We start from the raw sequence: 26876 nt of genomic DNA on the forward strand, positions 1-26876 counted from the left end.
GGGGCGTTTTCTTTTTGGGCGAGTGCTTTTACATTCAGGATCATTCGCCCCGCTGTTGCAGACTTCCGATATTGTTTACCGACGCGGCGACGCTTGCCCGCCTCGCCGCCCGCGAACACCACGCACACGACAGCGTGCGAACCTCGGAGCCTTTTCAAATGCAAACGACGCAAATATCCGACTCTGCGCTGGAAGCGCGTGCCGCACGCAGCGCACGATCCGGTAGCGAGCAGCATGTGCGCGAAGAACTGGCCGCGCTTTACCGGCTCGTCGCGCATTTCCGCATGACGGACATGATCGACACGCACATCACCGCGCGTCTGCCGAACGTGCCGGATGAGCCGGCCGCGTTCCTCATCAATCGCTATGGCGTCCTGTTCCACGAGATGCGCGCTTCGGATCTGGTGAAGATCGATCATCAGGGCAAGGTCGTCGACGAGCGCGCGCACATCGAGCCCGCATTGTTTCGCGTGAACGCCGCGGGATTCACTATCCACTCGGCCATTCATGCCGCGCGGGACGATCTGCATTTCGTGATTCACACGCACACGGCTGCCGGAACCGCTGTATCCGCCCAGGAACAAGGCCTGCTGCCGATCAGTCAGCATGCGTTGAAGTTCTACGGCAAGCTCGGCTATCACGATTACGAAGGCATCGCGCTGGAACTCGGCGAGCGCGAACGTCTGGTTCGCGATCTCGGCACCTGCAAGGCGATGATCCTGCGCAATCATGGCTTGCTCGCAGCGGGCGCCACGGCCGCCGAAGCATTCCATGAGATTTACTTCCTCGAACGTGCGTGCCAGGCGCAGATTCAGGCGCTGGCTGGCGGCAGCGCCTTGCGCATCCCGCCGCGCGAAGTCTGCGAATTGACCGCGAGCCAGTTCGATCGCGAGGATTCGGCGGAAATCGCGGAGCTGGCGTGGCAAGCCGCGCTCCGTTTGATCGACGACCCGAAATCCGATTACCGCGGGTAGCTTTGGCCTGCGCGCCGATCAATGGCGCGACGGAAACGATTCGAATCGCGCCGCTCTCCATCGCCGATCTCACCCGACCAGAAGAGTCGATTTCAAAGGAACGGCATTCGCCAGATTGTAGAAGTTGGGAGAAGTGGCCATCACAGCGCTGTGGATTTCAGCGAACTGTTCCCTGGTGCCGCTGCCCTTGATACGAACGGTGTAGCGCAGGCTCTCGTAGCCGTTGGCCACGTTCGGATCGAGCCCGAGAAATCCTCTCAGGTCGATGTCGCCCTCCGTTTCGATCTCGAGAGACTCGAGCGTGATCCCGCGCACAGCGCACTGCGCCACGTAACCCACCGTCATGCAGGCGTTCAGCGCCGCGATCAGATGCTCCTGAGGATTGGCGAACTGGTTCGAGCCGCCGAGTTCGCGAGGCTCGTCGATATCGATCGTGAATCGACGCGACACGTCCTGCCCTCCGATCGCGAATCCCTCGATCTCGGAGTGACTGCGGGCCTGGCCTTGCCACGTCGTCGCCACGCGCCAACTGGTGGTGGCTTTCGATGCATCGCCCTTGACGCCTTCGATCAGGGAGAACAGATCATCGACGTTGAGGCCGTTGACGATATTGGATTCTTTGGTCTGTGCATTGGCATTCATGTTCCAACTCCTCTACAAAACGTGGATTATTCAGCTTCGGAAAATCGCATTGCAGGGTGGCGAGCGCGGTCTGGATGCGCATGCTCTGGTCTGCGTGATGTCACGGTCGCTACCGGCCCGGAACCAGGCGGCTGGCCTGGCATTCCGGTGGCTCAAATGTACGATTGGGAGACGCGGCGTTCTATGATCAGGTCGCCGTAAGATATGACCGAAACGCCTGATCAGGTTCGACGCGTGTGAATGAACGTTGCGTGTGGCAAGGCACGGGGCACGCTAACGACGACCGGTTGAAAGATCGTTGAGCGCACTGCCTACGTGATCTCGTGTGCGAGCGCAGCAATCGACCATGCTAGGCTACGCGTAGCGATCGTCCCAGATGGTCAATTCCGGCGTCAGGCAGGAAAGCAAACACCGAAAGTTCACGTGGCCCGAATATCCGCGTCCGCTCGCTCGTTTAGTCAAAATGCGGGCGATATAAGGTGGATCGATGATCGACGTTAACCAGCGTATTGTCCGGCAGCGGCGCCTGTGCGTCGTGCTATGCGGCTGCGTCGCGGTGGCCGGCTGCATGGTCGGTCCTGACTACCGCTCTCCCCTCGCGCCGGCTACCGACACCTACACCGCCTCGCCACTGCCCGACCAAACGGCCTCTTCGCCGGGGGCGGCCGGCTTGCCGCAACGCTTCGTGCCGGGACAGGACATTCCCGCCGCCTGGTGGGCGCTCTTTCACTGCGAACCGCTCGATACGCTGATCCGTCAGGCGCTCGTCAACAGTCCGAACATCGCTGCGGCGCAAGCGGCATTGCGGCAGGCGCGCGAAAACTTCTCGGCGCAAGCCGGCGGCACCCTTCTGCCCAGCGTCGATGCGCAACTCGGCGCCACGCGCCAGAAACTGAACGGCATCACATTCGGCGAGCCCGGACTCGTCGAGGACTTCAATCTCTACAACGCATCGGTGAACGTGTCGTACAAACTCGACGTGTTCGGCGGCACACGGCGCGAACTCGAAGCGTTGCACGCGCAAGTCGATTACCAGCGCTTCCAGTTGCAGGCCGCCTATCTCGCGATGTCGGCGAACATCGTGACCGCGGCCGTCAAGGAAGCGTCGTTGCGCGCGCAGATCGCGGCGACCGAGCAGATTGCCGCGCAAGAAGACGAGCAATTCACCGTGCTTGGCAAGCAGTTCGAACTGGGAGGCGTGGGCCGTACGGCGGTGCTCGCGCAGCAGACCCTGTTGGCGCAGACCCGCGCAACGCTGCCGCCGCTGCAACAACAACTCGACCAGGTGCGCCATCAGCTCGCCGTGCTGGCCGGCAAACTGCCCAGCGATACCGCGTTGCCCGAATTCAAGCTAGAGATGTTTTCGTTGCCCGACACGCTGCCGGTCAGCCTGCCGTCGGCGCTGGTGCAACAGCGGCCCGACATTCTCGCCGCCGACGCCGTGCTGCATCAGGCCAGCGCGCAAATCGGCGTGGCCACCGCCGCGATGTATCCGCAGATCACGCTGTCGGCCAGCTACGGCGCCGAGGCGCTCACGCCGGCCCAGGTGTTCAAGGCGGGCAGCACGATCTGGAGTATCGGCGCGGGCCTGCTGCAACCGGTCTTCCACGGCGGGCAGTTGAGCGCGCAGAAGCGCGCGGCGGAGGCGGCATACGAGCAGGCTGACGCGCAATACCGCGAAACGGTGCTGCTGGCGTTCCAGAACGTCGCGGATTCACTGCGCGCGCTCGATCATGACGCGACCGGCCTGCAAGCGCAGACGGAGGCGTGGCGCGCCGCGAACGACTCGCTGGAACTGACGCGTGGGCAATATCGCGTCGGCGGAGTGAGCTACCTGTCGCTTCTCGATGCGCAACGCCAGTACCAGCAAACGGTGGTGAACCTCGCGCAGGCTCAGGCCGCCCGCTACGCCGACACCGCGGCGCTCTTCCAGGCGCTCGGTGGCGGCTGGTGGAACGCCGCCGCGCCGGCCGCCGCAGCCGCCGCAGGCACCGCCGCAGCCGCGCATTGACATAGCCCGGCAGGACGCTCGCCGCACCGCTCGTTGCAACACGCTTCGCCCAATGCCGTGCAAGGACATCACGATGACCGAACGAAAACCGATGACAAAACGGATGGTGATCATGCTGATCTGCGTCGGCCTGCTGCTGGCCGCGCTCGTCGGCTTCAACGTGTTCCGCGCGCACATGATCGCCAAATTCATGTCGGGCAACGCGGCGCCGCCCGCCACGGTCTCGGCGGTCGTGGCCCGCTATCAGCAGTGGCAACCGCAGCTTGCGGCGGTCGGCAGCCTGCGCGCCGTGCGCGGCGTGGATGTCACCACCGAAGTCGCAGGCCTCGTGCGCGAAGTCGCCTTCAGCTCGGGACAGGAAGCGAAAGCCGGGCAGGTTCTCATCAGACTCAACGCCGACAGCGACGTGGCGCTGCTCCGGTCGCTGGAGGCATCGGCCGAGCTCGCGCAGACGGTCTACACGCGCGACAAGGCGCAGTACGACATCAAGGCGATCGCCAAGGCGCAGCTCGACGCCGACGCCGCCGACCTGAAGGTCAAGAAGGCGCAAGTCGCGCAACAGGCCGCGCTCGTCGACAAGAAGACGATTCGAGCGCCGTTTGCGGGGCGCCTGGGCATCACCACGATCAATCCGGGGCAGTACATCAATCCGGGCGATGCGATCGTCACGCTGCAGGCGATCGATCCGATCTACGCCGATTTCTACCTGCCGCAGCAGCAACTCGGCCAGCTCGCGATCGGCCAGACCATCGTGGTCGACACCAACGCCTACAGCGGGCAAACGTTCGTGGGCAAGATCCAGTCGGTCAGCCCGAAGGTCGACAGCACCACCCGCAACGTGCAGATCGAAGCCAGCGTGGACAATCGTGAGCGCAAGCTGCTGCCGGGCATGTACGCGAACGTGAAGATCGACGCGGGCGCGGGACAGCGCTACCTGACGCTGCCGCAAACCGCCATCACGTACAACCCCTATGGCGCGACCGTGTTCCTCGTCAAGCCGGGCACGCAACCCAACGCACAGGGCAAGGCGCTGCCCGTCGCGCAGCAGGTCTTCGTCACGCCCGGCCCGACGCGCGGCGATCAGGTCGCGATCCTCAACGGGGTCGACGCCGGCGCGCAGGTCGTGACGAGCGGGCAGCTCAAGCTGAAGAACGGCACGCCGCTCGTCATCAATAACAGCGTGCAGCCGGCGGACAATCCGAACCCGACGCCTCAGGAACAATAGAGAGACCGCGCGATGACCTTCACCGATCTCTTTATCCGGCGGCCCGTGCTGGCCTCGGTGGTCAGCCTGCTGATCCTCGTGCTCGGATTGCGCTCGCTGGCCGCGCTGAAAGTCAGCCAGTATCCGCAGACCGAAAACGCCGTCGTGACGATCACCACGGCCTATTACGGCGCGAACGCTGACACCATCGCCGGCTTCATCACGCAGCCGCTAGAGGCGGCGATTGCCCAGGCGCAAGGCATCGACTATATGTCGTCGACGAGCAGCACCGGTGTGTCGACCATTATCGCGACGCTGCGCCTGAACTACGACGCGAACCGCGCGCTGACCGAGATCAATACGCAGATCGGCTCCGTGCGCAACCAGTTGCCACCGCAAGCGCAGCAGCCGGTGCTGACGGTACAGACCGGGCAGACCACCGACGCGATGTACATGGGCTTTTACAGCGACGTGCTGCCGAGCAACAACGTCACGGATTATCTGTTGCGCGTGGTCAAGCCCAAGCTCGATTCGATCGAAGGCGTGCAAACCGCCGAAATTCTCGGCGGGCGGCAGTTCGCGCTGCGCGCGTGGCTCGATGCGACGCGGCTCGCCGCCCACGGCGTGACGGCGGCCGACGTGTTCACGGCGCTCGGCAACAACAACTATCTCGCGACGCTCGGCACGACCAAAGGGCAAATGGTCAGCGTCGACCTGAACGCGGGCACGGACCTCCATACCGTCGACGACTTCAAGCAACTCGTCATCAAACAGAAGAACGGCGCGATCGTGCGCCTCGAAGACGTCGCCAACGTCGTGCTCGGCGCCGACAGCTACGACTTCAACGTCGCGTTCAGCGGCAAGCGTTCAGTGTTCATCGGCATCAAGGTCGCGCCGGACGCCAACATTCTCGATGTCGCCAAGCGTGTGAGGGCCATCTTTCCCGGCCTGCAGAAGCAGTTTCCGACCGGCATGACGGGCGAGATCGTGTATGACGCAACCGATTTCGTCAACACGGCGATCGTCGAAGTCATCAAGACGCTGGTCGAAGCGCTGCTCATTGTCACCGCGGTGATTTTCCTGTTCCTCGGCAGCTTCCGCGCGGTCGTCGTGCCGCTGATCGCGATGCCGTTGTCGCTGATCGGCACGTTCTTCGTCATGCAGTTGCTCGGCTATTCGATCAATCTGCTGACGCTGCTCGCGCTCGTGCTCGCGATCGGGCTCGTGGTGGACGACGCGATCATCGTGGTCGAGAACGTGGATCGCCACATGAAGGAGGAAGGCAAGGCGCCATTCGATGCCGCGCTGATCGCCGCGCGCGAGCTCGGCGGACCGATCCTCGCGATGACCGTCGTGCTGATCGCCGTGTATGCGCCGATCGGTTTTCAGGGCGGCCTGACAGGCGCCCTCTTCACCGAGTTCGCGTTCTCGCTGGCCGGCGCGGTGACGGTGTCCGGCGTGATCGCGCTCACGCTGTCGCCGATGATGTGCTCACGCTTCTTCCGTACGGAACAGGAGTCGGGGCGCTTCGCGCGCTTCGTCGACCGCCAGTTCGAACGCGTTCATCGCGGCTATGGCCGTCTGCTGCACGCGACGCTCGACACCTGGCCCGTGTTCATCGTGATGGGCGCGCTGCTGCTCGCCGGCACGATCTATCTGTTCATGACGTCGAAGTCGGAACTCGCGCCCGAGGAAGATCAGGGAATCGTGTTGTCGCAAATCCAGGGTCCGCCGAACGCGACCATCCAGCAGATGCAAACCTACGCGGACCAGGTCTTCAATATATCCAAGGCGCTGCCCGAATACTCGCAGATGTTCCAGCTCACCGGCGCGCCGACACTGAACCAGGGGATCGGCGGCGTGCTGTTCAAGACTTGGGATCAGCGCAGCAAAGGCGCGGGCGCGTTGCAGCAGGAATTGCAGCAGAAATGGAATCAGATTGCCGGCGCGCGCGTCGCGGCGTTCCAGTTTCCGCCGCTGCCGGGCTCGCAGGGCTTGCCGGTGCAGTTCGTGATCAGCACCACCGAGCCGTTCGAAAACCTCAACGAGGTCTCGCAGGCGGTTCTGCAACAAGCCCGTGCGAGCGGGATGTTTTTCTTCGTCGACAGCGATCTCAAGCTCGACAAGCCGGAAGCCACGCTCGTGGTCGACCGCGACAAGGTCGCTTCGCTCGGGCTCTCGCAGAGCGACGTGGGGCAAGCGCTCGGCTCGGCGCTCGGCGGCGGCTATGTCAACTACTTCTCGATCGCCGGGCGCTCGTACAAGGTGATCCCGCAGGTGTTGCAGACCGACCGCCTGAATCCTTCGCAGGTGCTCGATTATTATCTGCGCACGCCGGACGGCAGCGTCATTCCGGCCTCGACGATTGCGCATCTCGAACACAACGTCGTGCCAGAATCGATCAATCATTTCCAGCAACTCAACTCGGCGACGATCTCCGGCGTGATCGTGCCTGGCGTGTCACAGGGCGAGGTGCTCGATTTTCTGCGCAAGGCGACCGCGCAGGCCGCGCCCGCGGGTTATTCGGCGGATTACTCGGGGCAATCGCGGCAGTTCGTGCAGGAGTCCGGCGGTTTCGTCGTTACGCTGCTGTTCGCGACGATCATCGTGTTCCTTGCGCTCGCGGCCCAATTCGAAAGTTTCCGCGACCCGATCGTGATTCTGGTTTCGGTACCGATGGCGCTGTTCGGTGCGCTGATCTTCATCAACATCGGTTTGACCACGCTGAACATCTACACGCAGGTCGGGCTCGTCACGCTGATGGGGCTCGTCAGCAAGCACGGCATCCTGATCGTCCAGTTCGCCAACGAACTGCAACACGCCGGCCGATCGAAGCGCGAAGCTCTTGAAGAAGCGGCGGGCGTGCGGCTGCGCCCAATTCTGATGACGACGGCGGCGATGGTGCTCGGCGTCCTGCCGCTCGTGGTCGCCGCGGGCGCGGGCGCCGCGGGCCGCAATGCGATGGGCCTCGTGATCTTCACGGGGTTGTCGATCGGCACGCTCTTCACGTTGTTCGTGGTGCCCGCGATGTATATGTTTCTCGCCGCCGACCATCATCGGGACGCCGGCGTGCCGAAGGCGGGTTAAGACCCTACAGTACCTCACTCGAGCCGCGCCTGGCGCGGCGGATGTTCCACGCATCAGTGGTTAACATATGTTGCATTTAATATTTTTCTGGCAACATATGTATCAGTCCAGCCGCGCAGGTGCGCAGAGACTGGTTCTCACCACGATGGGGTAATTGCTATGAAACACAGGCTGCTGATGGCCCTCGCGACTTTTGCCGTTGTTTCGACCAGCGCTTCGGCCCAGGAGACACAGTCCACGCTGGCAAAAATCCAGAGCGGCAATTCGATTTCGATCGGTCACCGCGAAACGTCCGTGCCGTTTTCGTACGTCGATACGAATAACCAGGTGATCGGATTTTCCCAGGACATTTGCAACAGGATCATCGATGCGGTGAAGGCTAAAACCGGCCACCCCGATCTGCACGTCCGCTTTATACCGGTTACTTCGCAGAACCGCATTCCACTGGTTCAGAACGGCACCGTCGACCTCGAATGCGGGGTGACGACGAATCTGACGTCCCGGCAAAATCAGGTCGCGTTTTCCGACACGTTCTTCGTTGCCACGACGCGTCTTTTGACACGCAAAGACTCAGGTATCAAGGACTTCGCGGACCTGGCCGGCAAGACCGTGGTGACCAACCAGGGAACCACGTCGGAGCGTCTCCTCAGGAAAATGAACGAGGAGAAAAAGATGAACATGCAGATCATCAGCGCGAAGGATTACGGTGAAGGCCGTGTCACGCTCGAAACCGGCCGCGCCGTGGCGTACATGATGGACGACGTGCTGCTCGCGGGCGCGCGCTCGCTGACGGCCAGGCCGGCCGATTGGGTCATTGTGGGAGCGCCTCAGTCGTCCGAAGCGTATGGCTTCATGCTCCGCAAGGATGACCCGGAGTTCAAGAAGCTGGTGGACGACGTCATGATTCGCGTGATGAAGAGCAGTGACGTCAAAACCCTGTACGGCAAGTGGTTCATGAAGCCGGTACCGCCTAAAGGCATCAACTTCGATTTTCCCATGAGCGAGGCGCTGGAAAAGTTGTACGCGGCGCCAAACGACAAGGCGTTTGATTGAGTTTGGCAAAGGACATCGGGTCGCCATCACATCACGCCGGCACCGGCTTTTTGCGCGCACCATTTTCGCGTCAATTGATTGCGCTGCCTGCTCACGGGGGGCACTTCAGACGGTCGTTTTCGACCTGGTTAGCGGCTCCATATTCGAGCTGGCAGGACAAGTGCTTTTGCGACACCAGATACGACGGTTTGCGGATATCAGCTACAAAAAGATGAGTTAACGTGTGCGGGTCGAGCGCGCAACAGGGCGCCCGCTGCGGAGCCGCTGGCAGACGTCCGGACTCGTCGCAAATGAGGACCGCCTGGGGCCGCAAGTACTCGTTCACTCTGGTCGGCGCTCGACATGCGAAGCGACTACGGCGCAAACGGCGGCCACGCGCCGATCAGCTACGCGTCTGTCGCAAGAAGAACGAGCGGCTGATCCTTTCGACAGTCGTCTAGCGACGTCGCGCTCTGTCGTCGCCGACCACCGAAGACGCGATCCCCGCCATGAAATGCGCGATGACGATGACAGTGTCGACCAGGCGACGCCCTCCTCCGGTCCGACTGGCGCATTCGTGTTCGAGCCGACGAAACCCTAACAAGCGATCAACCCGCACCCCGTGCAATACTTGCGGATCTTCCTGCAATCTTGACGACTGTGATGACCGCCATTCCCGCATCCATTGGCTTTAACCACAACCCGCTCGACCGCCGCTCCGACAAGCGGAACGACGACGCCTCGATCGAGCATCTACGCAGCGATCCGGCCGCGCGTTTTCTGGTCTTCAACGGCGACATCCCCTTGCTCAAACGAGGCAGCGCGCACGACCCGTGGTTCGTCGCCAGCGAAACCGCTGCTTTCGGCCAGCCGCTTCATACCATTTTTCTTGGAGTAGAAAGCGACGGCAGCGGCCGTTTCGCAATCGGCTTCGCGCCATCAGACCTAGCGCCAGACAACGAGTACGAACGCATCGACCTTCGCTCGCTGGCGCTGCAGGACCTCGTCGCTGCTGGTGCACTCGGCATTCTGGCTGAGGCCAAGTCGATGCTCGACTGGCATCGCCGCCATGCCTTCTGCGCGAACTGCGGCGCCGCAAGCCGTATTACGAACGCCGGCTGGCAACGCACCTGCGATGTTTGCGGCGCGCGCCATTTCCCGCGGGTGGATCCAGTCGTGATCATGCTCGTGATAGACGGCGAACGGTGTCTGCTCGGCCGTCAGCGCCATTTCGCCAAGGGCATGTACTCGGCGCTTGCCGGTTTCGTCGAACCGGGCGAGACAGCGGAAGACGCCGTGCGCCGCGAGGTGATGGAAGAAGCTGGCGTGAAGTGTGGGCAGGTGGTCTACTTCGCGTCGCAGCCGTGGCCATTTCCCTCTTCGCTAATGATCGGGTGCTTTGCGCAATCAAGCGACACTGACATCGTGGTCGATACGGAAGAACTCGAAGACGCCCGCTGGTTCTCACGCCAGGAGGTTGCGGCGATGCTCGCGGGAACTCACGCCGACGGACTGTCGGCGCCCAAGCCGTTCGCCATTGCCCATCATTTGCTGCGAGCGTACGTCGAGAAGGGTGAGTCGGTATGCGGCACACACGCAGAAAAAACCCCGTTGCCGTGAGGCAGCGGGGCGAATCCGCCCAGACTCACCACAACAGGAATTCGCAAGGGATCGCGCACCCGCAAGGGACTGCCTTCCGGTATTCGACCACGCGATGCCGCCCACAGCGCCAACCGTGCTCCTGCAGAATGTCTTACTGCGACGACCCGCTCGAGGTCGATCTGCAACGCGCTCGCGTCACGGCTCAACTCATTGATTGCGCTGGTGATGTCCGCGTAGGCGCCGGGAAATCCACCGCCCGGTTCGTCCACGCGACGACACTCGATATTCCAGGCCGCAATGCCCTGCCTGGCGAACGCCGCGGCCAGCGCACGGAATTGCTTAAGGCCGCCGTACCGGCTTTGCCAGCATCCACCATGAATAAGAATGACGACTGGCGAGAGGTCTCTCTTACTCCCTTCAGGCGAGAAGAAAGTAAGCTTGGGAGATATCCTTCATGACAGATCGCTGCCGTCGGGATCAATGCCCATCATCCGCAGCGTGTCGCGGATAAGATCGATCTCGGCCTGCGCCCTTTGCGGCGATCCTGGCTCGAATGCAGCCGGGTCATCCCGCCCCTGAGCCTTTCGGATCGTGTCAACCATCGCGCAAAAAGCGAACGCCTCGAGTTCGCTCGGAAATGCTTCGTCTGCAAATCTGTCGTACCGGTTAGTCATCAGTGAGTAACGGCACGGCAAAGCCAACCTTGATGGTGCAAGCTTAAGGAGTCTGGAGGATTTCCCCTAACAAACGAGGAAGGTCCAGAAATCCTGAAGTCCGAGCGGCCTGGAGCGCGTGTCAGTCAAATCCGCGCGTATATCGAACTGCCGATCGTCAGCGTCGTCGCACTGGCCGACGCGAAACGGATGTCGTAAAGGTCGCGTCCAAAATTGCCCGGCACTTTGATCGACATGCCGCCGAGCGTATCGCTCTCCGGCACGAACAGTTGATAGCGAAGGTCTTCGTTGCCGTACAGCACGTAGCCGGGAAGTTCGGCGAGCGTGGCGAAGAACGCCGGCGGGTTGCCGAGAACGGCAATCGGCACCGCGCTCGGCGAATCGTTGGTCAATGTCCATTGCGTGCCGACGCGTTGCTGCCACGCGCTGTCGAGCGCTGCCAGCGGTGCCAGTTGCTGACCGACCGGCAGCGTCAGATAGGCATAGCCCGCGCCAGGCACGACCCGCTTCATCAGATAGCGATAGCTGAACGCACTTCCTTCACTGTCGTTGCCCGACACGACCGCGAAGCGATACGACGCCGTATCGGTATCGCTCCACCACCAGCCGTCGGTGCGGTACCGGTACCCGCCGATCTGCGTCCAGCCTCGCGTATCGGCGTCCCACTGGTTGATCTGCAGACTGCCGTCCGCGTTGGCGAGCACCTGATACGGCGAATCGGAATTGCCGTAGATGCCCGCGCCGCTCGCAATGGCCGGCCCCGATGCGACCGGCGGCGCCGTGGTACCGAGCTTTGCTGGCAGCGACGCAATCGTGCCGTCTTCCTTCAACGCCGACAGCACCAGCGTCTCGGCAATCGCGCGGGCGTTGTAGCCGGCGTTGCCGGTCACCAGCAGCGCGAACTGCGAGTCGGGCACAACGAAAAATTCGGTCGAGTAGAACGCAGTGCCGCCGTCCTTTTCCCATCCCAGCACGCCTGCGGCGTTGAGTGCGGGCTGTACTACGGTGTCCCAGCCTAGACCCCAGCGCCATTCTGGCGACGGGTTGATCGTCAGGCTTTTTGTCTGGTCCGTACCCATCTGCGCAATGCCCGCCGCGGACACAATGCGCTGTCCCTGAAACACGCCACCGCCGTAAATCATCTGCGCCAGATTCATCATGTCGGTGGGCGTCGAACTCAGTCCGCCGGTCGCGTACGCGTTGACGAATTCCTGATGCTGCATGCCGTTCACGTACGGCAGCGAGAACGATCCGCTGGACGGTACGCCCGTCAAATAGCTGGAGTCGGTCATCTTCAGCGGCGCGAGAATCGCCGACTGGACGAAGTCCGCGAAGCTCTGGCCCGTCATGGCGAGCACGATCTGCTCGACCATTGTGAAGCCGTCGTTGCAGTAGACGGCCAGTTCGCCGGGCAGATGTTTCAGGTGCGAGTTGGCAAGTTCGGCTTGCGTGTCGGCGGCGTAGCCGGCGACTGGCTGAAACGTGAAGAGATTGCGCCCATTCGTGCCGGGCAGACCGGATGCATGCGACAGCAGATGACGCGTGGTGATCTGCGCGTATTCCGGCGACAGCATCGTGAAGGTCGGTAGATATTTGACGATCGGTGTGTCGAGCGTGATCAGCCCGCGATCGACGAGGATCGTCGCCGCCAGTGCCGGAAACAACTTGCTGACCGAGCCGATGTTAAAGCGTGTCTGCGGCGTTGCCTTGATCTGCCCGGGCACCGACGCCAACCCGAACGCCTGCTGCCAGACCACGGTGTTGCCCTTGACCATTGCGACCGAGATCGCCGCCACAGGATTCGACGGGTCGGTGACGGCCTGCTGGATCATCTGCTGGCCGAGCGCAATGGTCTTCTGATAAGGCGTCGAATGGATGTCGTTGTTGCCGCAACCGGGCAGCACTGCTGCGAGCATTCCGGCGCCGGTGTAGCCGAGAAACTGCCGCCGGCCTACGCTAAAGAAATCCTCGTGATTGCAATCGGACCTGGCCACGGCATTCCCCTTTCTTGTGATTTCCAGAACTTGCAAGAGAGCGCTTTTCTTCAACCACGGCGTCGCCAACGCGGCAACGGCAAGCTTCATAGATCTGACGTACTGGGACGCTGCTGCCTGCGAGACGTCACGCTCCGGGCAGAATTTTCGACTCGTCACGCCGGCCGGCGATCTTGGGGCGAGCGCAAGGTCAGCCCCGATGCCTACCATGGCGACCCTACCCGCGGTCGGGCCGACATGCAAGCTCGCGCCCTGAAAGATCTCCACGTTGCCATAGCCGGCGGCGAGATCGTCCCCCGCAACCATTTTACGTCGCCAGGGATGTCACGCGATGCGCAGATTCCCATGATCCGCATGATAAGTATGTTTGAGCAGATTTAACTAAACCGCGTCAGCGGCCGAAAAAAATCCCATAACATTAGTCAGCCGAAGTTCTGGTACGCTGCGCCCTTTGCTCCCGCTTGCATTCGACTCGATGGAAACACCCTTCAATGATCGTGGCGTGTCGGTCACGCGCAACGCACTCTCGTCCGCCGGCCAGGTCTTTCCGCTGCGCGATATCGTGGACGTGCGCGTCGTCACCGTGCCGAAAAACAAGGTCTTGCCGGTCACGATTTCGCTGGTCGGCATCGTCGGCGTTATTGTCGGCGCAATATTGCGCTCGCCCGTGGGCATCGTGTGCGGCACGATGCTGGCCGTGGTCGGCTGGCTCACCTGGCTGACCCAGGACATCACGCATCGTCTGATGGTGCAGACGGCGAACGGCGATCGCGAAGCGCTGATGAGCGTCGATCGCGAGTTCGTCGAACGCGTCGCCGTCGCCGTGAATGAGGCGAAGGCCGCAGCCGCGGCGGCGAAGGTTTGATACCGCGGTTTGGCGCTATTTGCCGCGATCTGGGCGCGATAGCACGCCACATGCAGCCCGCGCGTTAACACAATTTTGATTCGCCGCGCGGCAGCTTTTGCGCGTCCTTGAGACGCGCGTCGCTAGAGTGGACGGGTGTCAACAACGCGCGCCGCCCGCCGGGTCGGCGCAACCCTATGCACACGTCCACCGCTACGTCCGATCTTCCCCTCACGCGTACCTCGCGCACCCAGCGCACGCCACAAGCGCCGCGCCTGCCGCGCCGCACGCATATCGTCGTGCCGCTCGTCATCATCGACGTCACCGTGCCCGGCACGTCGTCGGCCAACGGACGGCGCGCGTTGCACGCCGCGCTCGGCGACGACCTGCGTCTCTATGTCGTCACCATCGACCAGCAACGCGAGCGCGTGACGTTCCGCGTCGAAGTCACCTCGCGCACTCTCGAAGACGTGATCGGCCTGCTGACCGTCAAACTCGATCGCGCCACGCTCGGCCGCGCGCAAGCTACCGTAATCCGGCGTCCGCGCGACTATTGATGTAGATCGACATTTGCACGGCCCGGTTGCCGGCCGCGCCCGTGCCTTTACACATCTTTGCAGATGCACTCGAGCGGCCATGTAGAGTCGCCGCTCCTGTCATCGCGTGTTCCCTTCCGCAGGTTCGCAAGCGACCCGGTTTTATCGATCACGCCGCGGCCAATCCAGCGCGATTGCCGCTCGCGCTGTCCGCCTCGCCGCTTGCAATGCCTCGCCTTCGTCAGGGACCCGCCCTTTGCAAAGCGTGTGATCTATGTTCCTGTCGTCCCTCGATGCCGCGCGCCGGCATTTGCGCCTCAGCCGGCGTCGTTCCAGCGCGGCCGCGCTTGTCGTGACCGGTGCGCTCGTCGCGCTCAGCGGCTGCGCCGTGACCTTTCCCACGCCCACGCCGCCCGCGCCGGCTGCCTCGCTGATCAACGGCGGCCAGGACGGCCTGCTGATACCGCTGCAAATTGAGCGCGTCGACGCAGGTCATGCGCGCCTCGGCCTGCCGATCCAGCTCGACGGCAAGGCGGTGTATATGGCACTGGACACGGGCACGCAAGGCGTGCGCGTACTGAAGTCGGTCCTGCCGGCCACGAATTATCCGAACGCCGGTCCGCTGAGTTCGCTGCCGTTGGCGAACGGCGCACAAGTCGCCGGCGCGGCCGTAAAACTGCCGATGAGCCTCGCGGGCACGAAGCCGGCCCAGGTCGACGCGCAAGCCGTCGAGTCGGTGAACTGCCAGCCCAACGCCCGGCGCTGCGTGGGCATGGACGGCTATACCGGCGAATTCGGCTGGGCATTCTCGGGTCTGTTCGGCATCGGCGCGGCGCAACCGGACGACAGCTGCTGCACGCAACCGCTGCGCGCGTTGCCGGGCAATATCGGCCAGCGCTATCTGGTGCATTCGAACTTTGCGAAACCTTACCTGGTGCTGAGTCCGTCGAGCGCGCTCACGAAGGACTACACCATGGTGCCGATGACCGTCTTGCAGGACGGCACCGCGCAATGGCCGAGAGGTTGCGTCAACGTCGGCGACAAGATGACCTTTTGCGCGCCGCTGGTGTTCGCCACGGCCAGCACCGACATGATTCGCATCGAAATGGACAAGGCGCCGAACTGGACCGGCGACGACGAAGTCGGCAAGGTGCTCAATCAAGGCAACTACGACGCGGCGCTCGGCACCGGTAAATGGGTGCATCGCTATGAAGGCGCGCAAGTGACGATCGTCAAGACGAAACCGGGCGCCGAGCGCATCGTGATCGGCCTGATGGGCATGCAGAATATCGACGTGCTGTTCGACTTCCCGCACGGCCAGCTCGGCCTGCGCGCCGCGAACGAGGTCGAGAAGTTCGCGCAATAACCGCTGCGGCATCAGTTGCAGCATCAATTGCGGCATCAGTCAATGAAAAGGCCGTGCGATTCACCAGCAATCGCACGGCCTTTTCACGTCTACGTCGAGCTGGGACGAAGCAACCGTTCCGCTATTCGATGTTCAGCGGATTCACATGCCAGATGTTGCGTGCATATTCGCCGATCGTGCGATCCGACGAAAACTGCCCCATGCCCGCCACATTCTCGATCGCGCTTTCCGTCCATGCACGCTTGTCGACGAAGCGCGCGTCCACTTCGTCTTGCGCCTTGGCGAACGCGGCGAAATCGGCAAGCACCATGTAGTGATCGCCCCAATCGACCAACGTGTGGAAAATATCCGAGAAACGCAGCGGATCGTCCGGCGAGAAGAAGCCCGTGCGAATCTGGTCGAGCGCCGTGCGCAGTTCCGCGTTCTCTTCGTAGATTTGCCGCGGCCGGTAGCCGGTGGCGCGCAGGTTGTCCACTTCGTCGGCGGTATGGCCGAAGATGAAGATGTTCTCGCGGCCCACCGCGTCGCAGATTTCGATATTCGCGCCGTCCATCGTGCCGATCGTCAACGCGCCGTTGAGCGCGAGTTTCATGTTGCCGGTGCCCGACGCTTCCGTGCCCGCCATCGAGATTTGCTCCGACAGATCCGCGGCAGGAATGATCAGCTCCGCCACGCTCACGCCGTAGTTCGGCACGAACACCACTTTCAGGCGATCGCCGACCAGTGGATCGTGATTGACCTTCTCGCTCACGTCGCCGATCAGTTTGATAATCGTCTTCGCCATCCGATACGCGGACGCGGCCTTGCCGGCGAACATCACCACGCGCGGCACCCAGTCGCGCTCGGGATTCGCGCGAATCTGGTTGTAGCGCACGATCACATGCAGCACGTTGAGCAGTTGCCGCTTGTACTCGTGAATGCGCTTGACCTGCAGATCGAACAGCGCATCCGGATCGAAATGCAGTTTGGTGTGATGCGCGAGACGGTGCACGAGCCGCAGTTTGTTCTGCCGCTTGGCTTCACGGAAGGCCTCAATAAAACCGCTGTCCGTGCGCAGGTTGCGCAGCTGCTCGAGTTCGAACAGATTGCTGCGCCAGTGTTTGCCAATCTGCTGATCGATCAGCGACGACAGCGACGGGCTCGCCTGCGCGAGCCAGCGGCGCGGCGTAATGCCGTTCGTGACGTTGGTGAAGCGGTCCGGAAAGACTCGCGCGAAGTCCGCGAAGATATCGCGCGTCATCAACTGCGAGTGCAGTTTCGACACGCCGTTGACCTTGTGGCTCGCGACGATCGCCAGATACGCCATACGCACACGCCGCTGCCCGTATTCGTCGACGAGCGAAATGCGGCGGATCATCTCGGCGTCATGACCCGATTGCTCGCTCACATGCTTGAGAAACTGCGCGTTGATCTCGAAGATGATCTCGAGATGGCGCGGCAACAGCCGCGCGAGCAACTCGACGTCCCACGTTTCGAGCGCCTCCGGCATCAGTGTGTGGTTCGTGTACGAGAAGATCTGCGTGACATGTTTCCACGCCTTGTCCCACTGCAGATGGTGGACGTCCACCAGCAAACGCATCAGCTCGGGAATCGCCAGCACGGGGTGCGTATCGTTCAGATGCACCGCCACTTTTTCGGAAAAGCGCCCAAACGTGCTGTGCGTGCGCTGATAGCGGCGAATCAGATCCTGCATGGTCGCCGAGACGAAGAAGTATTCCTGCCGCAAACGCAGCTCGCGGCCGGCCGGTGTCGAGTCGTCCGGGTACAGCAGGCGCGAGACATTCTCCGACATGTTCTTCGTGTCGACCGCATTGCGGTAGTCGCCACGATTGAACGCGCCGAGATCGAGTTCTTCGGTCGCGCGCGCGGACCACAGGCGCAGCGTGTTGGTCGCGTCCGTGGCGTAACCTGGGATCACGGTGTCGTAGGCGGTAGCGTTCACGTGCTGGGTGTCGATCCATTCCACGTGTTCGCCGCGCTGCACCGTACGGCCGCCGAAGTGAATGATGTACGTGACTTCCGGCCGCGGAAACTCCCACGCATTACCTGCGCGCAACCAGTAGTCCGGCGCTTCGACCTGTTCGCCGTTGACGATCTGCTGACGGAACATGCCGTATTCATAACGGATGCCGTAGCCGAAGCCCGGAATGCCGAGCGTCGCCATCGAATCGAGAAAGCACGCCGCGAGCCGGCCAAGGCCACCGTTGCCGAGCGCGGCGTCGGGCTCGATTTCGGTCAGCGCATCCATATCCACGCCAAGACTCGCCAGCGCTTCCTTCATCTGGTCGTGGATGCCGAGAGCAAGCAAGGCGTTCGTAAAGGTCCGGCCGATCAGGAACTCCATCGACAGGTAGTAGACGCGTTTGACGTCCTGTTCGTATTGCAGGCGCGTGGTCTTCATCCAGCGCGCGACCAGCCGGTCGCGCACGGCAAGCGCCGCGGCGTGCAGCCAGTCATGCGGATGCGCGGTGACGGCGTCCTTGCCGACGCCGTACATCATGCGATTGGAAATTGAGCGCCGTAGCGCGTCGACGGTACTGTTGAGCTGGTCGAATTCCAGATCGACGGCTGTCATCGAAGCCTCCGGGAAAGTGTGACGCGACATGCGCGGACCGCACAGATGACGGGCGGGAGGCGCGAGCCGGTCAAGCGGGTTAAGAAACAGAGTAGGTCATTTTAAGGCCACCGGACACCGGCGGACGCGAACGGCTGGTTACGCACATGCCATGCCCGCCGACATCGGCCGGGGCGGGGTTTTTTCGCACGCTTTCGCACGCGCGAGGTGCAAGCCATGTGTGCGCGGCACTGCGCGCGTGCATCGGCTGCGCAAAACAGGCAAACGATTGCGAAACGCTCAATGCGCATTGGATGGAAGGCAACGCAATTATTTTTTCGCCGCGTGACGCGCGGATGAATGAGCAGGTGGCTCGATGCGTGGTCAAATCGGAGCGCCTCGTCTGCTAAGCGGTTGTGCCGGAATGGCGTGTGACAACACGAGCGCGGGCCAGTTCGCGGACGGTGCGCGGACTTGACCGTTAGTTGCATTAGAGGCGGCGTGATCGACGCCCTTCCCCGCCCGGGTCCCAGCACGATTTCCGCGTCTCTGTAACAATCGCTACATTCGCCGCGCGGCCGCCTGAAATGCTTCTAACGCCGGATTCAGGCCACGCGCGTCTCACGTCCCGCAACCTCTGCCACTCGCGCGCCGCGCGCCTCGACTCGCCCGGCTGCACGCGGGCATGCTCAACCCGACGAGCCACCGCCTTGTCCGACAAACCCAGCGCCGCCCACCCTTTTCCCGCGGACGTCCCGATGTCCGCCGCCAACCGCCGCGCGATGGCCGCGATCATGCTCGCCGTCGCGCTCGCCACGCTCGACACCGCCATCGCCAACACCGCGCTGCCCGCCATCGCCGCCGACCTGCATGCGGCGCCGGCGGCGTCGGTGTGGATCATCAATGCGTATCAGCTCGCGATGGTCGCGACGTTGCTGCCGCTCGCCGCGCTCGGCGATATCGTCGGGCATCGGCGGATTTATATCGGCGGGATTGCGCTCTTCACGCTGGCGTCGCTGGCGTGCTCGCTGGCATCGACTCTGCCGCTGCTGGCCGCCGCGCGCGTGCTGCAAGGCCTCGGCGCGAGCGCGATCATGAGCGTGAATACCGCGCTGATCCGCTATCTGTATCCGCCGCACCGGCTCGGACGCGGTCTCGGCACCAACGCGCTGATCGTCGGCGTGTCGTTCGCGGTCGGGCCGACAGTGGCGTCGCTGATTCTGTCGGTGGCCGCGTGGCCGTGGCTGTTCGCGGTCAACGTGCCGCTCGGCCTGCTGGCTTTGGGCTTCGCCTGGCCGGCGTTGCCGCACACCGAGCGCGGCAAGCACAACTTCGATCCGGTCGCGGCGCTTCTGAACGTCATTACCTTCGCCGCGTTGATCTTCGCGCTCGGCGAGGCGGCCCAGCGCGCGTCGACACAACTGGTGCTGAGCGCGGCGGCGATTGCGCTGGTGTTCGGCTTCCTGCTGATTCGCCGCGAAGCGGGCCATCCCGCGCCGATGCTGCCCGTCGATCTGTTCAAGCGGCCGGTGTTCGCGTTGTCGGCGGTGACGGCCGTGTGTTCGTTCGCCGCGCAAGGGCTGGCGTTCGTCTCGCTGCCGTTCTACTTCGAGGACGTGCTGCATCGCAGCCAGGTGGAAACCGGCTTTCTGATGACGCCTTGGCCCGTGGTGGTCGCGCTGGCCGCGCCGCTGGCGGGCAGCTTGTCCGACCGCTATCCGCCCGGACTGCTCGGCGCGATCGGTCTCGCGGTGATGTCGGCGGGGATGGCTTCGCTGGCGCTTCTGCCGGTGCATCCGCACGTGCTCGACATCGGCATACGCATGGCGGTTTGCGGCGCGGGCTTTGGGTTTTTCCAGTCGCCGAATCTGAAGGCGTTGATGGCGAGCGCGCCGCCGGAGCGCAGCGGCGGCGCGAGCGGCATCGTCGCGACTGCGCGGCTGCTTGGGCAAACCACCGGTGCGGCGCTGGTCGCGTTGAGCTTCGGGATCGCCGGGCGGCATGGGCCGACGCTGGCGCTGAGTACCGGCGCCTTCTTTGCGGGCGCGGCGAGCCTCGCGAGCGGGCTCAGGTTGCTGGCGCCGTCGCATCGGTCGGGCGTGCATGCGAAGGCATCGATGAAATAAAAAAGCGGGCGCGCTGAGGTGACAGTGCGTCCGCTTTGGTTTGCTGCTGGGTTGCAGATTTGTTCTGCTGCCTTGCTTTGCGGCGTTAGTCGCAGCCGCCTAGCCTTCGGCATTCGGCTTTACCGCGCCGCGAAATACGCCTTCACCGCTGCGATAAACGTATCGATATCCCCACGCGATACATCTTTATGCGTCACGAATCGCGACGCGTACAGCATCTGCGTGAGAATGCCGCGCTCCTTGAGCCACGCTTCGAGCGGCGCGCAATGCTGCTGCGGAAACTGCGCGAACACCATGTTGGTGGCGACCGACTGCACCTTGACCTGATCGATGGCTTCCAGACCCGCTGCCAGATGCGCGGCGTGCGCGTGGTCGTCGGCGAGGCGCTCGACGTTGTGATCCAGCGCGTACAGGCAAGCCGCCGCCAGCACGCCGGCCTGACGCATGCCGCCGCCCAGCACCTTGCGCCAGCGGTGCGCCACGTCGATCAGTGCCCGGCTGCCGACCAGCACCGACCCGACCGGCGCGCCCAGTCCCTTCGAAAAACAGATCGAGACCGAATCGAACGGCTCGCACAACGCCGCCGCCGGCTTGTTCGAAGCGACCGCCGCGTTGTAGACACGCGCGCCGTCGAGGTGAGCCGACAGGCCGCGCTGACGCGCAAGCTGCACCGCCTCGGCGACATACCCCACCGGCAGCACCTTGCCGCCGATGGTGTTTTCCAGCGCCAGCAGCCGCGTGCGCGCGAAATGGTTGTCGATGGGCTTGATCGCCGCGGCAATTTTCTCCAGCGGGATCGAGCCGTCCGCGGCATTTTCGAGCGGCTGCGGCTGGATGCTGCCGAGCACCGCCGCGCCGCCGCCTTCATATTTATACGTGTGCGCCAACTGGCCGACGATGTATTCGTCGCCGCGCGCGCAATGCGCCATCAACGCCGCCAGATTGCTTTGCGTGCCGCTGGGGAAGAACAGGCCTGCCTCCTTGCCGGTGCGTTCGGCCACCGTGGCCTGCAAACGCAACACGGTGGGGTCGTCGCCCCAGACGTCGTCGCCGACTTCGGCGGCGGACATGGCCGCGAGCATCGCCGGCGTTGGACGGGTTACGGTATCGCTGCGCAAATCGATCATTGTGTGTCCCTGTGCGTCTGTGAATGACAGCCTATGCGAGCCGGTCGACGCACCGCACCGTCGGAATCGACGGGCGGCAACGGCGCCGGCAGTTCAGCCACACAGTATATTCAATTAACGGGGCGCTGAAATCGCGCGGGGACAGAAGCCTCACCCGCCCGACTTCGGCAGCCACGCGAGCGGGTCGACCGGCTGGCCGTTCTGGCGGACCTCGAACTGGATCGACGCCACCCCGCGGCTATCCACACCGACTTCGCCGATGGTTTGCCCCTGCGCGACCGCGTCGCCTTCCTTGACGAGCAGCGTGCTGTTCTGCCCGTAAGCGGTGATCAGCGAGTCGTCGTGCTTGATGATGATGAGCGGGCCGTACGCTTCGATACCCGTGCCGGCGTACACCACGCGGCCGGTAGCGGCGGCCTTGACCGGATCGCCCGCCCGGCCGCCGATCACGATGCCATTCGACTTACCCGGCGCGAAGGCTCTCAATATCGGCCCCCGCACCGGCCATTGCAATACGCCCTGCTGCGGTCCGGCGGCTGCCGTGGGCGCGCCGGGCACGCCGGGCGCGGCGGAACCGTTCGGCCCGACGGCGACCGGCGGCGTTACGACGCTGCCCGAGGCCATCGGCGGAGACACTCGTAGCACCTGTCCCGGGGTGACGGCGGCGTTGGCCGCGAGGCCGTTCCACGCCGCGATCTCCTGCGGCTTGCGGCCATATGCCGACGCAATCCCGCCGATCGTGTCGCCCGGATTGACCCGGTAGAAGCCGGCGGGAACCGGCACCGTGCTGAGCGTGGTCGGGCGGGAAGGTGTGCTGCTGTAAAACGGCGTGCTGTCCCACGGCATGGTCGTACAGCCGCTGAATATCACGCCGAGCGCCGCCGCTGCCAGCAACCGGGTCCCCGTCAATTGCCATGGTCTTGTCATGTGATTTTCCTCGACACTTGGTTCGATCAATCGGATTCAATCGGTGCCCTAGCATTTGCCGTGCCGCTCGTCTCTAGAGCACGGCAGCGGATCTCCATTATGCCGCCGTGCGCGGTGAGAACCGCGCCGGCATGGCATCGGCCGTCCGCCAGGATTCAGACGCTGCCTTCCGCCTCGACCACCAGAATGCGCGCCGCGCCGATCGGATGAGCCACATGCTCGGTGCCGACCGAAGCGTAGAACACGTCGCCCGTCTCCAGAATGGCCGACTGTTCGAGGCCGCCTTCGCGATAACGCATCTCGACGCGGCCATCGAGCACGGCGAACACTTCCTCGCCGTCGTTGACATGCCACTTATAAGGCTGATCGGTCCAATGCAGGCGCGTCGTGATGCCGCCCATGTTGGCGATATCGAGCGCGCCCCAGGCGCGCTCCGCGGTGAAATTCTTGCTGCGAATGATCTTCATGGTCACGAGGCAGTTGAGAGAAAACGGCGCCGGCATGGCGTACGATCCGTTGGGCACGGCGGGCGGCCAAAAGTCGCGGGAGCCGGTCTCCGGCTGGCCCCATTATAGGTGCGCTGGACGGCATGCCTGCCGCCGGCGGAACACGCGGCGATTTGTGTGAGCATTGAATCCACGAGGCCCTCGCCTATACTCGTTCTTGCCGCCCCGACGCGCCGAAAGCAAAACGTCTGAATTCTGCGAGGGACTTGAGAATGAACAAAGCCACTTTTCTGGCCGTACAACTCAACGTCGACGATGTCGCGGCGTCGCCCGGTCTGGTCGAGTTGCTGAACACGCATCTGGTGTTCGCCGCCGACGTGGCCGAAGCCGCCGACGCCCTCGTCCAACTGGCCAGCATCGCGGGATTGTCGAGCGGCGTGGAGGCGAGCGTCGAAATCCCCGCTGTGGCGATCGAGCGGCTGCGCGAGGCGCTCGACAATCTGAGCGGCTATGACGAGTCCTGGCTGCTCGCCCTCGAACCCAGCCGCGCATTATTCGACGAAATAGGCCGCCGGCATCGCACGCTGCATTAGGGCCGCACTGGCGGATTGCATCCGGGTTACATCCGGGCTGCATCCCGCGCCGCGCACCTTTCGGCGTCCGTTCAGCGGCACCTTCGGTCCGCCACGTGTTGCTCACCGCTCGTCCCGCCGCTCCCGCGTCGCCAATGCCGGTCGTCCAATGAAAACCGCGCGTAAGCGAGCGCGCACGCGGCATCAACTCAGATACCGCTGCCCCAACCGCGCCGTAAACGACAAACGCCGCCCGGCAATCCGGACGGCGTTCTCATTTGCTTGCCGCCAGACAATCAGGCAGCGTTTGCCTCAACTTCGGCGCAAATTAGTTGCCGAAGTAGACCGAGTTACGGTCGTTGCTGCTTACCGGGCGGCCAGCTTGCGAGCTGCCGGCGATCGGTGCGCCGTAGCCGCTGTTCACAGCTTGAGCGGTGCCGTTTTGCGCATCGACGCGTGCTTGCGCGGCCTGGATGTTAGCCGGGTAGTTGACCTGATCGCCGATCGGGTTGTAGCCGGCCTTTTCCAGTTGAACCAGTTCAGCGCGCACTTGAGCGCGCGTAACCGGCTGATTCGATTGAGCAAACGAAGCGACAGGAGCGGCCAGAGCGGCGGCGACTACGACTGCAGAGATAAGAGCCTTCATGATGTGAACCTCCAGAACTTGTTTTGTAATTCGCCGCGGATTTGTTGTTCCGTAGCGCTTAAGTAGAAGTTTAGGAGGGACGACACCTAGGGGAAACCCCTAAAACGACGAAACTCTATTTCGAATTTCGCAACAGTAGTAGACGGGCCGCTATAGAGACCGATCTGGCCGACGGCTTTCAGCAATAATTGACTGTCGCAAATTTGAAGCGCCTTTGCGGCCCGGCGCGCCTTGCTGCAAGGGCGCGCCGGGCCGTGATTCAAACGCTCAGCTCCAGTTCGCGTGGAAGCTGCCCGGCTTGTCGATGCGCTCGAACGTATGCGCGCCGAAGAAATCGCGCTGCGCCTGCACCAGGTTTGCCGGCAGACGTTCCGAACGATACGCGTCGAAATACGCGATCGCCGACGCGAAAGCCGGCACCGGCACGCCGGCATTGACCGCGGCCACCACGACTTCGCGCAACGCCGCCTGATAATTCTTGGCGATGTCGCGGAAATACGGATCGAGCAGCAGATTGGCGATCGCTTTGTCCTTCGTATAAGCGTCCGTGATCTTTTGCAGGAAGCGGGCGCGGATGATGCAGCCGGCGCGGAAAATCTTCGCGATCGTGCCGTAATCCAGATCCCACTTGTACTCTTCCGACGCCGCGCGCAGTTGCGCGAACCCTTGCGCGTACGAAATCACCTTGCTGAAATAGAGCGCGCGGCGCACCGATTCGATGAAGGCGTCGCGCTCGGCGCCGAGCGGCTTCGCCGCCGGACCTTCCAGCACTTTGCTCGCGGCCACGCGCTGGGTTTTCAGCGACGACAGCACACGCGCGAACACGGCTTCCGTGATCAGCGGCAGCGGCGCGCCGAGGTCGAGCGCGTTCTGGCTGGTCCACTTGCCCGTACCCTTCTGCGCGGCGCGATCGAGAATCACGTCGACCAGATCCTTGCCGGTCTCGTCGTCTTTCTTGCTGAAAATCTTCGAGGTGATTTCGATCAGGTAGCTGTCGAGCTCGCCCTGATTCCACTCGGTGTAAACCTTGCCGAGTTCTTCGTTCGACAGCCCGACCACCTGCTTGAGCACGGCGTAGCTTTCCGCGATCAACTGCATGTCGCCGTATTCGATGCCGTTGTGCACCATCTTCACGAAGTGGCCCGCGCCGTCCGGTCCCATGTAGGCGACGCACGGTTCGCCGTCCGGCGCCTTCGCGGCGATCTCGGTGAGGATCGGGGCCACGAGGTCGTACGCATCGCGCTGGCCGCCCGGCATAATCGACGGACCTTTCAGCGCGCCTTCTTCACCGCCCGACACGCCCGTGCCGATAAAGTGCAGTCCGGACTTCGCCAGATCCTGATTGCGGCGGATGGTGTCGGTGAAATGTGTGTTGCCGCCGTCGATCAGAATGTCGCCCTTGTCCAGCAGCGGTTTCAACTGGTTGATCGTGGCGTCGGTGCCTTCGCCGGCCTTCACCATCAGCAGAATGCGGCGCGGCTTTTCCAGCGACTCCACGAATTCTTCCAGCGTGAAAGCCGGCACCAGCTTCTTGTCCGGATATTCGGCGATGAGTTCGTCGGTTTTCTCGCGGCTACGGTTGTACACCGACACCGCGTGGCCGCGGCTCTCGATGTTGAGCGCCAGATTGCGGCCCATGACCGCCAGCCCCACCACGCCGATTGCCTGTTTGCCCATGTGAATTCTCCAGAGTCCAAAAAATGTCGTAGCGCCGCGCCGGAAAGAACGTCGGCGCAACGTCGAGGGTGAAAGAATAAAAGAAATGCCAGCTTGCCGCTCGTTGGCGGGCAACGGGCGGCGTTTTCCACCGCGTCGAACCTGCAGTGAACCCGCGTTTAACCGCGCTTAACGTCGTCAGACTTGCGTCGCGTCCGCGTGTTTCCTGAACACCAGACTGAAATTGTTGGCGGGCATCGCGATCGGCTCCTCGCACACCAGTCCGACCGACGCGCCCAACGCCACGACCTCCTCCATGTCGCGCACGCCCCACTGCGGGTCGCGGCCGCGCAACTGCTGATCGAAGGCATCGTTGCTCGGAGAAGTATGCGCTCCGCCGCGTTTGTATGGGCCGTACAGGTACAGGACACCGCCATCGACGAGACGGCGCCCCGCGCCCGCGAACAACGCCTGCGCCGCGCTCCACGGCGAGATGTGAATCATGTTGATGCACACCACCGCGTCGAGCGTGTCCACGCCCCAGTCCGGCTGATGCACGTCGAGCGCGAGCGGCGCGCGCACGTTCGTGAGCCCTTCGTGCGCGACCCACGCGGCAATCGAATCGCGTGCGCCGGCATCGGCGTCGCTCGGTTGCCAGTCGAGTCCGGGCATCGCGCGGGCGAACCAGATCGCGTGCTGGCCGGTGCCGCTCGCGATTTCGAGCACGCGGCCGTTTGCCGGCAGCGCCGCGCGCAACACCGCGAGGATCGGTTCGCGGTTGCGTTCGGCGGATGGCGAATGTTGCCGCAGCGCCGGTTGGGAATCGGTCATGTTCAGCTTCGGTTCTGCTTCGGTT

Annotated in this window: 23 protein-coding genes; 12 read left to right on the forward strand and 11 right to left on the reverse strand. The window is 63.2% G+C overall.

Annotated elements, in window-relative coordinates; all coding sequences use genetic code 11:
• The first annotated feature begins 158 nt into the window (after positions 1 to 158).
• Positions 159 to 974, forward strand: coding sequence for a class II aldolase/adducin family protein (locus tag PQR54_RS27835; protein WP_408251332.1), 816 nt, complete (start codon positions 159 to 161; stop codon positions 972 to 974).
• Between the two features lie 69 nt (positions 975 to 1043).
• Here PQR54_RS27835 and PQR54_RS27840 read toward each other — a convergent pair whose 3' ends face one another.
• A complete protein-coding gene (locus PQR54_RS27840) occupies positions 1044 to 1616 on the reverse strand; it encodes an OsmC family protein (protein ID WP_408251334.1) in 573 nt (190 codons plus the stop codon).
• A 487-nt stretch (positions 1617 to 2103) separates the two neighbouring features.
• Here PQR54_RS27840 and PQR54_RS27845 point away from each other — a divergent pair, with 487 nt between their 5' ends.
• The 5 genes from PQR54_RS27845 to nudC all read left to right on the forward strand — a co-directional run bounded on the left by PQR54_RS27845 (position 2104) and on the right by nudC (position 10570).
• Positions 2104 to 3627 (forward strand): efflux transporter outer membrane subunit, encoded by a 1524-nt coding sequence (locus tag PQR54_RS27845; protein ID WP_408251336.1) that lies wholly within the window; start codon positions 2104 to 2106, stop codon positions 3625 to 3627.
• Positions 3628 to 3700: 73 nt separating this feature from the next.
• Positions 3701 to 4852 (forward strand): efflux RND transporter periplasmic adaptor subunit, encoded by a 1152-nt coding sequence (locus tag PQR54_RS27850; protein WP_408251338.1) that lies wholly within the window; start codon positions 3701 to 3703, stop codon positions 4850 to 4852.
• A 12-nt stretch (positions 4853 to 4864) separates the two neighbouring features.
• On the forward strand, positions 4865 to 7918 hold the full coding sequence (locus PQR54_RS27855) for an efflux RND transporter permease subunit (protein ID WP_408251340.1): 3054 nt from the start codon (positions 4865 to 4867) through the stop codon (positions 7916 to 7918).
• 177 nt (positions 7919 to 8095) lie between these two features.
• A complete protein-coding gene (locus PQR54_RS27860; protein ID WP_408251645.1) occupies positions 8096 to 8971 on the forward strand; it encodes a glutamate/aspartate ABC transporter substrate-binding protein in 876 nt (291 codons plus the stop codon).
• 642 nt (positions 8972 to 9613) lie between these two features.
• The gene (nudC, locus tag PQR54_RS27865; RefSeq protein ID WP_408251342.1) at positions 9614 to 10570 is read left to right on the forward strand and encodes an NAD(+) diphosphatase; all 957 of its coding nucleotides are present in this window, start codon (positions 9614 to 9616) and stop codon (positions 10568 to 10570) included.
• Here the strand turns inward: nudC and PQR54_RS27870 are convergent.
• From PQR54_RS27870 to PQR54_RS27880, 3 genes are all read right to left on the reverse strand, one after another.
• Positions 10495 to 11001 carry an alpha/beta hydrolase gene (locus PQR54_RS27870; RefSeq protein ID WP_408251647.1) on the reverse strand — a complete coding sequence of 169 codons (507 nt, stop codon included), beginning with the start codon at positions 10999 to 11001 and terminating at the stop codon, positions 10495 to 10497. The two genes, nudC and PQR54_RS27870, sit on opposite strands and share 76 nt — an antisense overlap.
• 3 nt (positions 11002 to 11004) lie before the next feature.
• On the reverse strand, positions 11005 to 11226 hold the full coding sequence (locus tag PQR54_RS27875) for a hypothetical protein (protein ID WP_408251344.1): 222 nt from the start codon (positions 11224 to 11226) through the stop codon (positions 11005 to 11007).
• A gap of 125 nt (positions 11227 to 11351) precedes the next feature.
• On the reverse strand, positions 11352 to 13142 hold the full coding sequence (locus PQR54_RS27880) for a serine hydrolase domain-containing protein (RefSeq protein ID WP_408251345.1): 1791 nt from the start codon (positions 13140 to 13142) through the stop codon (positions 11352 to 11354).
• Between PQR54_RS27880 and PQR54_RS27885 the strand changes: the two genes are divergently transcribed.
• The 4 genes from PQR54_RS27885 to PQR54_RS27900 all read left to right on the forward strand — a co-directional run bounded on the left by PQR54_RS27885 (position 13098) and on the right by PQR54_RS27900 (position 15966).
• The gene (locus PQR54_RS27885; protein WP_408251347.1) at positions 13098 to 13601 is read left to right on the forward strand and encodes a hypothetical protein; all 504 of its coding nucleotides are present in this window, start codon (positions 13098 to 13100) and stop codon (positions 13599 to 13601) included. The genes PQR54_RS27880 and PQR54_RS27885 overlap by 45 nt on opposite strands.
• Before the next feature lie 94 nt (positions 13602 to 13695).
• Positions 13696 to 14085 (forward strand): DUF6232 family protein, encoded by a 390-nt coding sequence (locus PQR54_RS27890; protein ID WP_408251349.1) that lies wholly within the window; start codon positions 13696 to 13698, stop codon positions 14083 to 14085.
• A gap of 176 nt (positions 14086 to 14261) precedes the next feature.
• Positions 14262 to 14621: a hypothetical protein gene (locus PQR54_RS27895; RefSeq protein WP_408251351.1), complete on the forward strand. Its 360-nt coding sequence runs from the start codon at positions 14262 to 14264 to the stop codon at positions 14619 to 14621.
• A 253-nt stretch (positions 14622 to 14874) separates the two neighbouring features.
• On the forward strand, positions 14875 to 15966 hold the full coding sequence (locus PQR54_RS27900; RefSeq protein ID WP_408251353.1) for a hypothetical protein: 1092 nt from the start codon (positions 14875 to 14877) through the stop codon (positions 15964 to 15966).
• 121 nt (positions 15967 to 16087) lie between these two features.
• On the opposite strand, the gene PQR54_RS27905 is transcribed toward PQR54_RS27900, so the two are convergent.
• Positions 16088 to 18541, reverse strand: a complete 2454-nt coding sequence (locus PQR54_RS27905) for a glycogen/starch/alpha-glucan phosphorylase (RefSeq protein ID WP_408251354.1) — start codon at positions 18539 to 18541, stop codon at positions 16088 to 16090.
• 737 nt (positions 18542 to 19278) lie between these two features.
• Between PQR54_RS27905 and PQR54_RS27910 the strand changes: the two genes are divergently transcribed.
• The gene (locus tag PQR54_RS27910) at positions 19279 to 20646 is read left to right on the forward strand and encodes an MFS transporter (protein ID WP_408251356.1); all 1368 of its coding nucleotides are present in this window, start codon (positions 19279 to 19281) and stop codon (positions 20644 to 20646) included.
• Between the two features lie 119 nt (positions 20647 to 20765).
• Here the strand turns inward: PQR54_RS27910 and ltaE are convergent, their stop codons facing one another.
• From ltaE to PQR54_RS27925, 3 genes are all read right to left on the reverse strand, one after another.
• Positions 20766 to 21773, reverse strand: coding sequence for a low-specificity L-threonine aldolase (gene ltaE, locus PQR54_RS27915; RefSeq protein ID WP_408251358.1), 1008 nt, complete (start codon positions 21771 to 21773; stop codon positions 20766 to 20768).
• 150 nt (positions 21774 to 21923) lie between these two features.
• Complete coding sequence (locus tag PQR54_RS27920; RefSeq protein WP_408251360.1) at positions 21924 to 22700, reverse strand: peptidoglycan DD-metalloendopeptidase family protein; 777 nt, start codon at positions 22698 to 22700, stop codon at positions 21924 to 21926.
• A gap of 155 nt (positions 22701 to 22855) precedes the next feature.
• Positions 22856 to 23167 (reverse strand): cupin domain-containing protein, encoded by a 312-nt coding sequence (locus tag PQR54_RS27925; RefSeq protein WP_408251649.1) that lies wholly within the window; start codon positions 23165 to 23167, stop codon positions 22856 to 22858.
• A gap of 251 nt (positions 23168 to 23418) precedes the next feature.
• Here PQR54_RS27925 and PQR54_RS27930 point away from each other — a divergent pair, with 251 nt between their 5' ends.
• Entirely contained in the window at positions 23419 to 23739 is a 321-nt protein-coding gene (locus PQR54_RS27930; RefSeq protein WP_408251362.1) for a hypothetical protein, read from the forward strand.
• Between the two features lie 307 nt (positions 23740 to 24046).
• On the opposite strand, the gene PQR54_RS27935 is transcribed toward PQR54_RS27930, so the two are convergent.
• The 3 genes from PQR54_RS27935 to PQR54_RS27945 form a co-directional block, all read right to left on the reverse strand.
• Positions 24047 to 24364, reverse strand: coding sequence for a DUF4148 domain-containing protein (locus tag PQR54_RS27935; protein WP_408251364.1), 318 nt, complete (start codon positions 24362 to 24364; stop codon positions 24047 to 24049).
• A 267-nt stretch (positions 24365 to 24631) separates the two neighbouring features.
• Positions 24632 to 26041, reverse strand: a complete 1410-nt coding sequence (gene gnd, locus PQR54_RS27940) for an NADP-dependent phosphogluconate dehydrogenase (RefSeq protein WP_106282432.1) — start codon at positions 26039 to 26041, stop codon at positions 24632 to 24634.
• A 177-nt stretch (positions 26042 to 26218) separates the two neighbouring features.
• Complete coding sequence (locus tag PQR54_RS27945; protein WP_408251366.1) at positions 26219 to 26851, reverse strand: DUF938 domain-containing protein; 633 nt, start codon at positions 26849 to 26851, stop codon at positions 26219 to 26221.
• Positions 26852 to 26876 lie beyond the last annotated feature (25 nt).

Origin of the sequence: Paraburkholderia phytofirmans (assembly GCF_046028095.1) — a bacterium.
Classification (GTDB): Bacteria; Pseudomonadota; Gammaproteobacteria; order Burkholderiales; family Burkholderiaceae; genus Paraburkholderia; species Paraburkholderia phytofirmans_A.